The organism is Pseudoduganella lutea, from assembly GCF_004209755.1.
Classification (GTDB): Bacteria; Pseudomonadota; Gammaproteobacteria; order Burkholderiales; family Burkholderiaceae_D; genus Rugamonas; species Rugamonas lutea.
The window spans coordinates 6,098,818-6,112,369 of the sequence record NZ_CP035913.1; the positions used below are offsets into that span (position 1 = coordinate 6,098,818).

Here is a 13,552-nt window from a genome sequence, read left to right on the forward strand (position 1 = left end):
GCCTTGCAATGACCTTTGCACTCATTTGCACTCAGCTTGCAATCAGCCGTGACTTTTGGCCTCAGCCTTCTTGGGCCGGCACGGAGCCGGCACCTTCACTTGAATTCGATTATGGACACAGAAGCACAGTCACGGCGCGCGCGCCGCAAGCCGGCGCGCCGGATTTCCACCGGCGTCCCGGGCCTGGATGACATCCTCGGCGGCGGGCTCACCGCCGAGCGCGTCTACCTTGTCGAAGGCTCGCCCGGCTCGGGCAAGACGACACTGGGCCTGCAATTCCTGCTCGACGGCACCGCGCGGGGCGAGCGGGGCCTGTACATCACGCTCTCCGAGACAACGGACGAGCTCGATGCGGTCGCCGAAAGCCACGGCTGGACGATCGACGACATCGACATCTTCGAACTGGCCGACGAGACCGTGCTCGACCCGGGCGCGCAGCAGTCCGTGCTGCATGCTTCCGAGGTGGAACTGGGCGAGACCACCCGGGGCGTGCTGGAGCGCGTCGACCTGGTGCGGCCGGCGCGCGTCGTGTTCGACAGCCTGTCCGAGCTGCGCCTGCTGGCGCAGAATCCGCTGCGCTACCGCCGGCAGATCCTCGCCCTCAAGCAGTTCTTTTCCGTGCGCGCCTGCACCGTGCTGCTGCTGGACGACAAGACCAGCCAGTCGGACCAGCACCTGCACAGCATCTCGCACGGCGTGATCAGCCTTGAACAGATCGCCCAGGAATTCGGCAAGGAGCGCCGGCGCGTCAACATCATCAAGATGCGCGGCATGAAGTTCCGCGGCGGCTACCACGACTATGTGCTGGACACCGGCGGCATCCGCATGTTTCCGAGGCTGGTGGCCGCCGAGTACACGGCGGCGTTCCAGGCCGCGCTCCAGTCCAGCGGCAGCGTGGACCTCGATGCGCTGCTGGGCGGCGGCCTGACAAGCGGAACCAACACGCTGATCGTCGGCCCGTCCGGCGTCGGCAAGACCACGGTGACGGTGCGCTGCATGCTCGCGGCACTGGAACGGGGCGAGAAAGCCGCGTTCTACCTGTTCGACGAAGGCATGGGCACGTTCATGGCCCGCAACATGGCGCTCGGCATGGATCTCGCTGAGCACGTCGCGGCGGGCCGGCTGACGATCCGCCATATCGATTCCGCCGAGCTGGCGCCGGGCGAGTTCGCGCAGATGCTGCGCGACGCCGTGGAAATCGACGGGGTGGCCTTCATCGTCATCGACAGCCTGAACGCCTACATGCAGGCGATGCCCGGCGAGAAGTTCCTCACGCTGCAGATGCACGAGCTGCTGGCCTACCTGAACCAGAAGGGCGTGACGACGGTACTGGTGCTGGGCGAGCACGGCCTCATCGGCCAGGTACAGCGCGACGTCGACCTCAGCTACCTCAGCGATTCGACCGTGCTGCTGCGCTTCTTCGAGGCCTCCGGCGAGCTGCGGCGCGCGATCACGGTCATCAAGAACCGCACCGCGGGCCATGCGCTGACGATCCATGAACTGCTGCTCGACACCAGCGGCATCCGCATCGGTGCGCCGCTGGTCGGCTTCGATGGTGTCCTGACAGGGCTGCCGAACTACCGCGGCAACACGGCCATGATGACGCTGGGCGACGATGCGCCGCCCTGACGACAGCGAAGAGCGCGTCCTTGTGCTGGCCCCGCGTGGGCGTGACGCCGACGTGATCGCCGGTGTGCTCGACCGCCATGGCGTGCCGTGCGCCGCGGTGCGCGATTTCGCCGCGCTGGCCGATGGCGTCATGGCGGGCGCCGCGGCGGCGCTCGTCGCCGACGAGGCACTGCATGGCGCGGACCTGGCACCGCTGCTGGCATGGCTGGCGGCGCAGGAACCCTGGTCGGATTTCCCCATCGTAATATTGCTGTCCCGGCGCCTGGGCCCGCCTGACCCCGCGTCGGCCGCGCGCTTCGAGGCGCTGGGCAATGTGATTTTGCTGGAGCGGCCGCTGAGCGCCGAAACGCTGGGCAGCGCCATGGCCGCCGCGCTACGCGCCCGGCGCCGGCAATACCAGGCTCGCGCCGTGCTGGCCGATCGCGCGGCGATGTCCGGCGAACTGGCGGCACTCAATGCCACGCTGGAGGCGCGCGTGGCCGAGCGGACGCGGGCGCTGGCGCATGCGAACGACCGGCTGACGGCCGAAACCATCGAACGCGAGAACGCCCAGCGCGCGATGCTGCAGTACCAGAAGATGGAATCGCTGGGCCGGCTGACCGGCGGCGTGGCGCACGACTTCAACAACCTGCTCAACGTGGTGCAGGGCAGCATGGAACTGATCCTCGCCACGAGCACCGATGCCCACGTGCGGCGCCGGGCCGAGACGGCGAAGGCAGCCTGCGAACGGGGCGCCAAGCTGACGGCGCAACTGCTGTCGTTCGCGCGCAACCAGTCGCTGCACCTTCGACCGCTGTCCGTCGGGCCGCTGTTCGAGTCCGTGCTCGAGATGGCGCGGCCGCTGCTGGGCGATGCCTACGAGTTCGTCACGCGCGTGGACGAGCAGGTCGCCAGCGTGCTGGCCGATGCCAGCCAGATGGACATGGCGCTGCTGAACCTGGTCATCAATGCGCGCGACGCCATGCCCGGCGGTGGGCGCATCATGCTGCACGCGTCACTGCCGCGACCGCCGGCAGGATTGCTGCCGGACGGTGCCGACTCTGGCTTTGTCCGCATTGCCGTCTCGGACAATGGGCCCGGCATGGGTGCCGACGTGGTGGCGCGCGTGTTCGAACCGTTCTTCACGACGAAAGAGGTCGGCAAGGGCACCGGGCTGGGCCTGAGCCAGGTGTATGGCATGGCCCGCCAGTCCGGCGGCATTGCCCGCATCGACAGCACGCCGGGCCAGGGAACCACCGTCGAGATCTGGCTGCCGGCGAGCGGCGCCGAGGAGACCCGTGATGCCGAGGCCGCCGACGAAGCGCCAGCGCTGACGGGGCTGAAGGTGCTGATCGTCGAGGACGATGCCTTCGTGCGCGCCTGCATGGCCGACGCGCTGCTGGAACTGGGCTGCGACGTGACGCACGTCGCAGATGGCGCGGCGGCGCTCGCAGTGCTGGCGCAACGCCGTCCCGATGTGCTGCTGACCGACTACCTGATGCCGGGCATGACGGGCGCCGAGGTGGCGCGCCGTGCGCGCGGGCATTTCGCCGACCTCCCCGTCGTGGTGGCGACCGGTTATGCCGACATGGATGCGATCCGCGCGGCGATCGGCGACGTCGACATCCTGCGCAAGCCGTTCCCGATCGCTGCGCTCGGCGCCGCTGTGCGGGGGGCCATGCGGCGTGCATCGCACGAGCCGGCCGTGGGCGGCGAACCCGCGGCCTGAGTTCCCGCCGCCATCCTTCCCGCCCGCTGATTCTCGCCCACTGATCCGCCCGCTGCGCACGGCTTGCCGTAGCGGCGGACCAGCCGCAGGGTCATTTCGTTCAATACAGGAAAAGACAGGACCCGTATCGTGGCGCTTCGTTCAACAGGAGGAAGCGGCATGACACTTTATTTCTCGATGGCCGCGTTCGCGCTGGCGTCGTCGATCTCGCCCGGTCCCGTCAATATCGTTGCGCTCGGTGCCGGCGCCCGCCACGGGCTCATGGCCAGCATGCGCCATGTCAGTGGCGCCACGCTCGGCTTTACCGTGCTGCTGCTGGCCACGGGCCTGGGCTTGTACGAAGCGCTGCTGCGCTGGCCGCAGCTCATCGGCATGGTGCGCTGGGCGGGTATCGCCTTCCTGCTGTACCTGGCCTGGAAGCTGGCAGCCGACGATGGCGCGCTGCCGCTGGACGCCGCCGGCGCACGGGGCCCCTCGCTGCTGTCGGGCGCGGCGATGCAGTGGCTGAACCCGAAGGCGTGGCTGGCCGCAGTCTCCGGCATGGGCGCCTTCGCGGCCGATGGCGATACGGCCATGGTGTGGGAATTTGCCGCCATCTACTTCGTGGTCTGCTGGCTGTCGATCTTTTGCTGGGCATGGGCCGGGGCCCGCCTGCGCGGTTACCTGTCGAAGCCCGCGCGCGTGCGCCTGCTGAACCGGGCGATGGCGGGCCTGCTGGGCGCCAGCGCGGCCTGGCTGCTGGTGAGCTAGCTGCTGGCGGCTAGCTGCCGGAGACCTGGCGGCGGTGGTTCGCCAGGTTGTTGCGGTACTGGCCCGGCGTTGCCGCCACATGCCGCTTGAAGGCGCGCTGCAGGTGCGCCTGGTCAGCGAACCCGGCGGCCAGCGCCGCATCGGCGATGGGCACGCCGCGCCGCAGCTGTTCGCGGCAGTACTGGATGCGGCAATCGACCAGCCAGGCATGCGGTGTCATGCCATAGCGCGCCTTGAATGCGCGGATCAGGTAGGACGGCGACAGCCCCGTCGCCGCGCACAGGTCGTCCAGCGTGGGTGTGCCCGCGCGGTGCTCGCGCAGGTAGTCGGCGGCGCGCTGCAACTGGCGGCCGGCCAATTTCGCGGCCGGCGCCGGCTGCAGCACGTCGTGCATGAAGGTGAAGAAGTCGAGCGCCGCGCCATGCTTTTCCAGCGCATCGGCGGCCGGGTCCGCGCAGCTCGCGTACAGCGCCTCCAGGCGCCGGAACAGCCCAGGCGCGTAGCTGGCCACGGCCTGGTAGGGCTGGAATTCGCCCCGTTCGCCCTGCATGTCGGCCAGCCAGCGGCTGTCGACGTGGAACATGCGGTACGACCATGGCTGTTCGCCCAGCGGATTGCAGGCATGGGCGTCGCCCGGGTTCATGAGCACCACGGCACCGGCCAGCACGCGCTCGCGCGCGCGGCCGTTCACGTAGATGCTTTCGCCGCCCGTGACGGCGCCGATCGAAAAGGTTTCATGCGAGTGCTTCGCATAGCAGATGTCGCGGCCATCGGCGATGGCACGGGCTTCAAGGAAGGGCAGGGCGTCGTCGCGCCAGAAGGTGGGGTTGCTCATGACTGAATTGACTGTACCTGAATGTACCTTACTGTACCACCGCCAGTGCCCGTAGCACGACCAGCCGCCGCTGCAGGAATGCCGTGGCCTGCCGCTCGAGCAGGGCCGCCTGGTCGTCCGGCGTGGCGGACAGGTTACCGTGGCCGGGCGGCACGCCGTGCGCGCCTCCGTGCGCCAGCGCGAACGCCACCAGCTCGGCCACCTGCCGGTGGCCGCGCGCCAGCGCCAGCAGGAACAGCTGGTGCAGGCGCGGCACCGGAATGCCGCCGCCGGTGACGGGCGACGCCAGGTACTGCACGTCGCCGGCATGCTCGGCCAGCGCGACGAGGTGGTCGTTCAGGCGCCAGCAGGCAGGCCGCGCTTGTTCGGCAATGGCGTCGTCCTGGGCAAGCTGCACTTGCTGGGTGCCCGCCAGCAGGAACACCGCCTGCTGCGTCTGCAAGGTGGTGAGCCCCGCCGCCGCGCAGATGGTTTCCAGCTCGCCGATGGTGCGAGGCCGGTGGTCGGCCAGCGCCTCGATGACGGGGCGGTGCATCGCTTCGTTCAGGCCCACCTCGATCTGGCCGGCCTTGACGGAATACACGACGTCGGCCGGCGACATCACCAGCACGACCCGCTGCTGGCGCAGCAGCCGGGCGCGCTCCAGCGGCGCGAGCCGGCGCGCACCGCGCACCCAGTAATCGCGCCGGAACTGCTGGTTGACCATGAAGTCGAAGGCCATCTGCTTCAACGCCGGATCGTCGATCTCCTTGAGGAACGCGGCCTGCTCGGGCGTGACGATCGCACTGTCGATGTGCTCGATGTAGGTGGCCGGGCACGCGAAGTCGACCTTGGCCGGCGCCAGCCATTCGGCCAGCGCGGGGAACGACATCGGCTGCCAGTCACGGTTGAAATACTCGTGCGCCAGATACGCCGTCCCCTCCGCCTTCAGCAGTTCCATCCTGGCCAGCACGTGCGGGTTGGCCTGCACGAAGCCGGGATTCGTGGCCAGCAGGCGGTCGGCGAACCCCACCGCCTGGCCGATGCGCTGGCCGATGTTCGCGCTGGGCACCGTCATCGACGCATAATGGCGCGTCATCAGCTCGCGCACGGGGCACAGGGCGGCCCACCCGGGCTGCGTGTTGTAGCTCACGTACAGCACGCCGCCCACCTTCAGCTTGCGCCGCACGAAGTCCACCAGCACGCGGCGGTTCTCGTCCGACACCCAGCTCCACACGCCATGCATGCCGATGAAATCGAAATCGGGCAAGTCGGGCGGGCGCAGAAGTCGGCGAACGACGCGTCGGAAAGGTGGACATCGGCGCCCGACGCGGCCGCCAGGTCGCGGGCAAAGCCCGCCTGCGCGGGATTGAAGTCGGTGCCATGCCATTGCGTGCCCGATGCCGCCGCATGCACGTTGACGCTGACGCCTTGCCCGAACCCCAGCTCGCACGAGTAGCCTTGCCCGGGAAACATCAGCCCGGCGTGCAGGAACGCGAGCCGCACGCGCAGCGGATTCAGCTCCGAATACACGCCATAGGTATAGCCGATGTCGGACACGTAGCCGGCGGACCAGTCGGACATGCTGCCTCCTGTCGTTGACGATCCCGCCAGTGTAAGCCAAGCGGCAGGGCCGCGGGCTTACCGTTGCAACTCAGTCACCGCGGCGCTGTGCGCCCGGCACGCGCAGCAGCAGGGCCACGGCCAGCGTGATGATGATGCCGACGGCCAGCCAGACGAGGGCGCCCGACAGCGGGTGGCCGGGTTCCAGGCCGATGGCGGCATCGCTTGCGGCCTGGAGCGGCAGTGCGGCGCCGGCCAGCAAGGCAATGCCGGTGGGAATAATGGCCAACAGGGCGGTCTTGGTCAGCATGGGTACGCGAAGCCTTGTGGAGGAGGGTGGGACAAGTTGGTGGGACAATGAGCACATGATCTCGCATCCGCGATATCGATGGAAATCGTTGTTGTGCACGTGTACTATCCATGGCATGAATAAACATGGGGAACCAGACCTTGGATGAACTCCGGCGCATCGATCTCAACCTGCTGCTGACGCTGCACGCGCTGCTGGCGGAAAAGCACGTGACCCGGGCCGCGCTGCGCCTGCACAAGAGCCAGCCGGCCGTCAGCCATGCACTGGCCCAGCTGCGCGCCCATTTCGACGACCCGCTGCTCGTTCGGCGCGAAGGCCACATGGCGCTCACGCCGCGGGCCATGGCGCTGGTCGAGCCGCTGGCCGAGGCGCTGGCCACGCTCAACGGCCTGCTGGCCGAGCAGCAGTTCGACCCGGCCGCCGCGCAGCGCCGCTTCCGGCTCACGCTGTCCGACTATTCGGCGCGCATCATCCTGCCGCCGCTGGTGCGCTACGTGCGCCGTCACGCGCCGGGCATCGACCTGGCGATCAGCCAGGCCAGCCGCGACGCGATGCTGGCCCAGCTCGTCGACGGCGAAGTCGACGTGGCGCTCGGCATCTTCCCCGACCGGCCCGAGATGATCCACGTGCAGGACCTGTTCCCCGAGGAGTTCATCAGCCTGGCGGACAAGGGCACGCTGCCGGCGAAGGGCGGCCTGACCCTGGAGCAGTTCCTCGCGCGCCCGCACGTGAAGCTGGCGCTGCGCCCCGATTCCTACGATGAAATCGAAAAAGCGCTCGGCGACCTGGGACTGCAGCGCCACATCGCCGTGGCGCTGCCGCACTGGAGCGCCGCCGTGGAACTGATCGCCGGCACCGACCTGATCCTCACCGCCGCCAGCCGCACCACGGGTGCGATGGCGGCGCACAAGGCGCTGCGCCGTTTCAAGCCACCGTTCGAGCTGCCCAGTTTTTCGTACCAGCAGGCATGGCATGCGCGGCGCGACGACGATCCGGGGCACCGCTGGCTGCGCGACGCGATCTTTGCCAGCAGCCAGCCGGACGGGTGACAGGGGCAACGTCCGTCGTCGAATGACGTGCCGTACGGAATGATGTGCCGTGCGGAATGATGTGCCGTGCGGAATGATGTGCCGTGCGGCTATCTGACGCTGCCCACCAGCCGCGCATGCAGCAGTTCCCGCTCGGCCGGCACCGGCGCGTTCAGGTAGGCGAACTTGCCGGCGACGAGCGTGGCGACCGGCGCGCCGTCGCGGAACAGCACGCGGTTGCCGGCCAGCGCGGGCACCTTGTCGCCGGGGAGTAGAACACCGCCCAGGTTCAGCGGATCGACACCGGACACCAGTACGAGGGAACCGTCGTGGGGCCGCCGGCGCATCTCGCGCAGCAGCGGGATCGCTTCGGGCAGCGCGAACTGTTCGCCGGACAGGCCGGCGACGAAACGGCCGCCGCGGATCTCGCCGCGGGCTTCGAGCCGGTGATAGACGGGCAGCAGCTCGCGCCATGCGGGCAGCCAAGCCGCCTCCCGCTCCAGCAGGTGCCAGAACATCACGCCGTAGCGGCGCAGCAGCGTCATCGCGATGTGTTCCAGCGTGGCCGGCTCCGTGCGCGGCCTGCGCCCGGGCACGGGCCGGGCATCGGATTTGCCTTCGGCACCGGCTTCGGCGGCACCGCCCCGTTCGAGGATCGTCACACCATCGGCGCGGCGCACGACGGCCCAGCGGCCCGCTTCTTCCATCGTGGGACCGGCACCGCGGCGCCGTTTCCGGTCCATGGTGTTGCGCTTGTTGGCCGGCACCAGCATCGCGCGCAGGCCGGCGTAGCTGTCGGCGTTGACGAGGCCCGTCGCCACCAGTTCGCCCAGCGCTTCTTCCAGCTCGGCACCCAGCAGCCGGGCGTCGTGCGCCAGTTCGTCGTAGAACATCGCGCCGTGGGCGCGCAGCGCGTCGAGCACGCGCATGGCGCGCGACGATACCTGCACCTCGCTGGCGACGGCTGGCAACGCATGCCACAGCGCGAGCTGGCGCCGGGGCAGCAGCACGAGCGGCGTGCCGCGCACCGGGCCGCCGCTGGCGCTGGAAGGCGCGCCGACGCGCGTCCACACGATGCGGCCGGCGCGGCACAGCTCATCGAGCCACAGCATCGAATAATCCTTGACCCGCGTGGCGAGCAGGTCGCTTTCCCACGCGCCGGCGGCGGCCTCGTAGCCTTCCAGCTGGGCCAGCGCCTGGGGCAGGGCGTCGCTGCCCTGCAGGCGTGTGTCGTCGCTCACGTGCTGCCACTCGAACAGGAAGCGCATGAAATCCTGCCGCTCCACCGGTTCGATCTCGCGCCGCAGGCGCTTGATCGTGTAGCGGTGGATGCGCGCCAGCAGGTGGCGCTCGCACCATTGCTCGTCCGCCGCGCCCGGCGTGAAACGCCCGCGCATCACGTAGCCTTCGCTTTCCAGCTGAGCCAGGGCGATCGTTACCGTGCTCTCCGGCAGGGCCAGCGACGAGGCGATGGCGTCGACCGTCAAAGGCCCAAAGCCGGACAGCCGCGCGCGCAGCAGTTCGACGAGCGCGGCATCGCGCGTCCACGCCTCGTCGCCATCCAGGGCCAGGCGCTCGGGGATCGCAAGTGCCGGCGTGGCCACGGCATCCGGGTAAGCTGCCTGCGCCAGGGCCAGTCGCTCCAGCGCTAACCACAAGTCCACACCTGCGCCTTGCAGTTGCGTGGCCCGGCCGCCTTCCGCCAGCGCCATCAACCAGTCTTGCCAGCCGTCGTTGACCGCCGCCTCGTCGCGATTAACGCAGGCCAGCGCCACCAGCGCCTCGTGCATCTCGTCGGCATTGCGCACGCGCGGCCACGCTTCCTCCTCAACGGCCTCGATGGCGCCCGCATCGAGCGCGCCGAGATCGTCGGTGGACGACGGATCGGTCCAGCGCCGGTTCAGCACGGCCTGCGTGCGGCGCTCTTCCAGCGGTGCATCGTCGAGGAAGGCGTAGGGGCGGGCGGTGAGGATTTCCATCGCCAGCGGCGACGGCGCGGGCAGGTCGCGCGACAGCAACTGCACGTCGCCGGCCTCGATGCGGCGCAGCAGCGCCAGCCAGCCTTCGCTGTCCATCGCCTCGTGCAGGCAATCGTCCAGTGTCTGGTCCACCAGCGGGTGGCTGGGCAGTTCGCGTTCGCCGACGATGTTTTCCAAGCACGCGGCGCCATCCGGGAACACGGCGGCCAGCATGTCGTCGCTCTTCATGCGCATCAGTTGCGGCGCCACCTTGCGCCCGCCGGCGAAGCGGGGCAGGGCCAGCGCCGTAGTCGCGTTCCACCGCCAGCGCACGTTGAACAGCGGCGCATCGAGCAGCGCCTGGATGAGGATGTGCTCCGCGCTGGTCGAACGCAGGTAGCGCCACACGTCGTCCAATGGAAAACTGTGGCTTTCCGACAGCGACAGCACGATCGCATCCTCGGTGGCCGCCGCCTGCAGTTCGAAATTGAACGTGCGGCAGAAACGCTTGCGCAGCGCCAGGCCCCATGCACGGTTGATGCGGCTGCCATACGGCGAATGCAGCACGAGCTGCATGCCGCCCGATTCGTCGAAGAAGCGCTCCATGACGAGCGTGTCGCGCGTGGGCAGCGCCGATAGGGCCGCGCGGGCGCGGGCGAGATAGTCGACGATCTGGCGTGCCGCGTCGTCGTTCAGTCCCAGGTGTTCGAACAGCCAGTCGATCGCATGCTCGATTCCCTTTTCTCCATCGTCCCTCTCGCCCAGCAGCCGGTCGATCTCGCCGCGCAGGCGCGCCACGCCCAGCGACAGCTCGTCGCTGCGGCCTGGTGCCTCGCCCAGCCAGAACGGGATGTTCGGCGCCGCGCCGCGCGCATCTTCCACGCGCACCTTGCCCGCCTCCACGCGCACGATGCGGTAGGACGTGTTCCCGAGCTGGAACACGTCGCCGGCCAGGCTTTCCACGGCGAAGTCCTCGTGCACGGTGCCCACGTTCTGGCCACCCGGTTCCAGCAGCACCGTGAAGTCGGCATTGTCCGGAATCGCGCCGCCGGACGTGACGGCCGTCAGCCGCCCGCCGCGCCGGCCGCGCACCGTGCCGCTGACGGCGTCGCGGTGCAGGTAGGCGCCGCGCACGCCCTGGCGGCTGTTGAAGCCTTCCGTCAGCATCCGTAGGACGGCCTCGAACCGATCGCGTTCCAGCGACTCGTACGGCATCGCGCCACGCAATAAGTCGAACAGCGCCTCCTCATGCCATTCGCGGCTGCCCACTTCGGCCACGATCTGCTGGGCCAGCACGTCCAGCGGCGCCACGGGGATGTGCAGCGTGTCGAGTTCATCGCGCCGCACGCAGTCGAGCAGCGCCGTGCATTCCACCAGGTCGTCGCGCGATGTGGGGAACAGCCGGCCTTTCGGCAGGCCGCCCACGTGGTGGCCGGACCTGCCCACGCGCTGCAGGAACGCGGCGATGCTGCGCGGCGAGCCGATCTGGCATACCAGGTCGACGTCGCCGATGTCGATGCCCAACTCCAGCGATGCGGTGGCAATGAGCATGCGCAAGTCGCCCCGCTTCAGCCGCTGCTCGGCCTCCAGCCGGAATTCCTTGGCCAGGCTGCCGTGGTGCGCCGCCACGTGTTCCGCCCCGAGGCGGTCGGCCAGGTGGCGCGCCATCCGCTCGGCCATGCGCCGCGTGTTGACGAACACCAGCGTGGTCCTGTGCAGGGCCGTCAGTTCGGCCAGGCGGTCATACACGCGTTCCCACACTTCGTTCGGCATCACCGCTTCCAGCGGCACGGGCGGCAATTCAAGGCCTAGGTCGCGCGCCCGCACGTGGCCCACGTCGACCACCGCGCAATCCCGGCCGGCGCCGGCGAGGAATCGGGCCACGACGGAAATCGGCTTCTGCGTCGCGGACAGCCCGACCCGCACGGGGGCCGCATTGCCCCGCTCGATGCACAGGGCCGCCAGGCGTTCGAGGCTCAGCGACAGGTGGCTGCCCCGCTTGCTGCCGGCCACCGCGTGGATCTCGTCGACGATCACCGTGCGCACGGTGGCCAGCATGGCCCGGCCGCTGTCGGAACCGAGCAGCACATACAGCGATTCGGGTGTCGACACGAGGATGTGCGGCGGGCGCTTGCGAGCGGCATTGCGTTCGGCCTGCGGCGTGTCGCCCGTGCGCACGGCGCTGCGGATGCCGTGCGGGCGCAGGCCCAATTCCGCCATCTCGCGGTCGATGCCTTCCAGCGGTGCCAGCAGGTTGACGCGGATGTCGTTCGACAGGGCTTTGAGCGGCGAGATGTACAGCACCCGCGTTTCATCGGGCAGCGGCTGCTCCGCGCTTTCGCGCACGAGTGCGTCGATGGCGGCAAGGAAGGCCGTCAGCGTCTTGCCCGACCCGGTCGGCGCGGCAACCAGCGTGGCCTTGCCGGCCTGGATCAGCGGCCAGGCGCGGCGCTGCGCTTCGGTGGTGCCCCGGGTGAACGTCGCGTCGAACCAGGCCGCGACGGCCGGATGGAACGCATGCTTCGTGCGGGAACGGGAGGCCATCGCCGCGCCGGCTTACTCGCCGTGGAATTCGTCGGCGTTGGCGAACAGGTCCCACGAGGCGATGAACAGCGCGGCGATCACCGGCCCGATCACGAAGCCGTTCAGGCCGAACAGCGCCATGCCGCCGATCGTCGACAGCAGCACGATATAGTCGGGCAGCTTCGTGTCCTTGCCCACGAGCAGGGGGCGCAGCAGGTTGTCGACGAGGCCGATGACCACCACGCCGAACACGGTCAGCACCACGCCCTCCCAGATCGAACCGGTGATCAGGAAATAGGCGGCCACCGGGGCCCAGATGATGGCCGCGCCCACGGCGGGCAACAGCGACAGGAAGGCCATGATGACCGCCCACAGCAGCGGGCCGGGCACGTCCAGGAACCAGAAGATGCCGCCACCGAGGGCGCCCTGCGCCATCGCCACCAGCACGTTGCCTTTCACGGTGGCGCGGATTACCGTCGTGAAATTGTCGAACAGCGGCTTCTTGTAGCGCGAGGCGAGGGGCACCGCGCGCTTGACACGGGCCGCCAGCGTGCGCCCGTCGCGGAACAGGAAGAACAGCAGGTACAGCATGACGGTGGTGCTGACGAGGAAATCGAACGCCTTGCTGCCGAAGTTGATCGCATAGCGCGCCGTGGCCTGGCTGATCTGCGCGGCACCGGCCGTGAGCTTGGCCTGCAGCGCCGTCAGGTTGGCCAGCTCGAAGCGCTCGAGCAGCGACAGTGCCCATGCGGGCAGCGCGTTGATCACCTGCTGGAACATCCTGCCGAAATTGATCTGGCCCGATTCGATCATCGCGTACACGCCGGACGCCTGCTCGACGAGCGATGCGCCGATCATCGCCAGCGGCATGATGACCATCAGGAGGATCAGCAATAGCGCGAGGAGCGCCGCGGAGTTGGGCCGGTTGCCGAGCGCGTTCAGCAGGTGCGAATACAGCGGGGCGAACACGATCGCGAACACGATCCCCCAGAACACGGCGCCGAAGAACGGCAGCAGGATCCAGACGAAGGCCAGCGTGACGATGGCGAGGAGCAGCAGGAACGACGATTGCGGCAGAGTGTAGCGTTTCATGGTTTTTGTTCTGGTAGTGGTAGCAACGTGGCCCCATCATAGCCGAACGGGCAACGTTTTTTGCGCCTGCGCCTGCGCGTTGTGTGCGCTGCATACCACTCGTGCATACCCCCCTTCGCAGATCGCGCGCCAATCGTGCGCATGGGCTGCCGTGCAACTGGTCATAATGACAAGATG

10 protein-coding genes are annotated in these 13,552 nt (G+C 68.9%); 4 read left to right on the forward strand and 6 right to left on the reverse strand.

What is annotated here, in order from left to right; all coding sequences use genetic code 11:
* The first annotated feature begins 111 nt into the window (after positions 1–111).
* From EWM63_RS25790 to EWM63_RS25800, 3 genes are all read left to right on the forward strand, one after another.
* Complete coding sequence (locus EWM63_RS25790) at positions 112–1,629, forward strand: ATPase domain-containing protein (protein WP_130189085.1); 1,518 nt, start codon at positions 112–114, stop codon at positions 1,627–1,629.
* A complete protein-coding gene (locus EWM63_RS25795) occupies positions 1,616–3,337 on the forward strand; it encodes a response regulator (protein ID WP_130189086.1) in 1,722 nt (573 codons plus the stop codon). The genes EWM63_RS25790 and EWM63_RS25795 overlap by 14 nt, the downstream gene beginning before the upstream one ends.
* Before the next feature lie 159 nt (positions 3,338–3,496).
* Positions 3,497–4,087, forward strand: coding sequence for a LysE family translocator (locus EWM63_RS25800; protein ID WP_130189087.1), 591 nt, complete (start codon positions 3,497–3,499; stop codon positions 4,085–4,087).
* Positions 4,088–4,097: 10 nt separating this feature from the next.
* Here the strand turns inward: EWM63_RS25800 and EWM63_RS25805 are convergent, their stop codons facing one another.
* The 4 genes from EWM63_RS25805 to EWM63_RS25815 all read right to left on the reverse strand — a co-directional run bounded on the left by EWM63_RS25805 (position 4,098) and on the right by EWM63_RS25815 (position 6,774).
* On the reverse strand, positions 4,098–4,922 hold the full coding sequence (locus EWM63_RS25805; protein WP_130189088.1) for an AraC family transcriptional regulator: 825 nt from the start codon (positions 4,920–4,922) through the stop codon (positions 4,098–4,100).
* 28 nt (positions 4,923–4,950) lie between these two features.
* A complete protein-coding gene (locus EWM63_RS25810; protein WP_229487507.1) occupies positions 4,951–6,171 on the reverse strand; it encodes a methyltransferase regulatory domain-containing protein in 1,221 nt (406 codons plus the stop codon).
* A complete protein-coding gene (locus EWM63_RS32565) occupies positions 6,075–6,485 on the reverse strand; it encodes a class I SAM-dependent methyltransferase (RefSeq protein ID WP_229487508.1) in 411 nt (136 codons plus the stop codon). Before EWM63_RS32565 ends, EWM63_RS25810 begins: the two co-directional genes overlap by 97 nt.
* 70 nt (positions 6,486–6,555) lie before the next feature.
* Positions 6,556–6,774, reverse strand: coding sequence for a DMT family transporter (locus EWM63_RS25815; RefSeq protein WP_165390928.1), 219 nt, complete (start codon positions 6,772–6,774; stop codon positions 6,556–6,558).
* 140 nt (positions 6,775–6,914) lie between these two features.
* Here EWM63_RS25815 and EWM63_RS25820 point away from each other — a divergent pair, with 140 nt between their 5' ends.
* Positions 6,915–7,823, forward strand: coding sequence for a LysR family transcriptional regulator (locus EWM63_RS25820; RefSeq protein ID WP_130190615.1), 909 nt, complete (start codon positions 6,915–6,917; stop codon positions 7,821–7,823).
* Positions 7,824–7,912: 89 nt separating this feature from the next.
* Here EWM63_RS25820 and EWM63_RS25825 read toward each other — a convergent pair whose 3' ends face one another.
* Together EWM63_RS25825 and EWM63_RS25830 are read right to left on the reverse strand one after the other, a co-directional pair.
* On the reverse strand, positions 7,913–12,304 hold the full coding sequence (locus EWM63_RS25825; protein WP_130189090.1) for an Lhr family helicase: 4,392 nt from the start codon (positions 12,302–12,304) through the stop codon (positions 7,913–7,915).
* Between the two features lie 12 nt (positions 12,305–12,316).
* Positions 12,317–13,375, reverse strand: coding sequence for an AI-2E family transporter (locus tag EWM63_RS25830; protein ID WP_130189091.1), 1,059 nt, complete (start codon positions 13,373–13,375; stop codon positions 12,317–12,319).
* Between the last annotated feature and the right edge of the window lie 177 nt (positions 13,376–13,552).

What these genes read in the sequence shown, in the direction of transcription:
- EWM63_RS25805 (WP_130189088.1), bottom strand. Translation starts at nt 4,922, where the DNA reads ATGAGCAACCCCACCTTCTGGCGCGACGACGCCCTGCCCTTCCTTGAA.
- EWM63_RS25830 (WP_130189091.1), bottom strand. Translation starts at nt 13,375, where the DNA reads ATGAAACGCTACACTCTGCCGCAATCGTCGTTCCTGCTGCTCCTCGCC.
- EWM63_RS25795 (WP_130189086.1), top strand. Translation starts at nt 1,616, where the DNA reads ATGCGCCGCCCTGACGACAGCGAAGAGCGCGTCCTTGTGCTGGCCCCG.
- EWM63_RS25825 (WP_130189090.1), bottom strand. Translation starts at nt 12,304, where the DNA reads ATGGCCTCCCGTTCCCGCACGAAGCATGCGTTCCATCCGGCCGTCGCG.
- EWM63_RS25790 (WP_130189085.1), top strand. Translation starts at nt 112, where the DNA reads ATGGACACAGAAGCACAGTCACGGCGCGCGCGCCGCAAGCCGGCGCGC.
- EWM63_RS25800 (WP_130189087.1), top strand. Translation starts at nt 3,497, where the DNA reads ATGACACTTTATTTCTCGATGGCCGCGTTCGCGCTGGCGTCGTCGATC.
- EWM63_RS25815 (WP_165390928.1), bottom strand. Translation starts at nt 6,774, where the DNA reads ATGCTGACCAAGACCGCCCTGTTGGCCATTATTCCCACCGGCATTGCC.
- EWM63_RS32565 (WP_229487508.1), bottom strand. Translation starts at nt 6,485, where the DNA reads ATGTCCGACTGGTCCGCCGGCTACGTGTCCGACATCGGCTATACCTAT.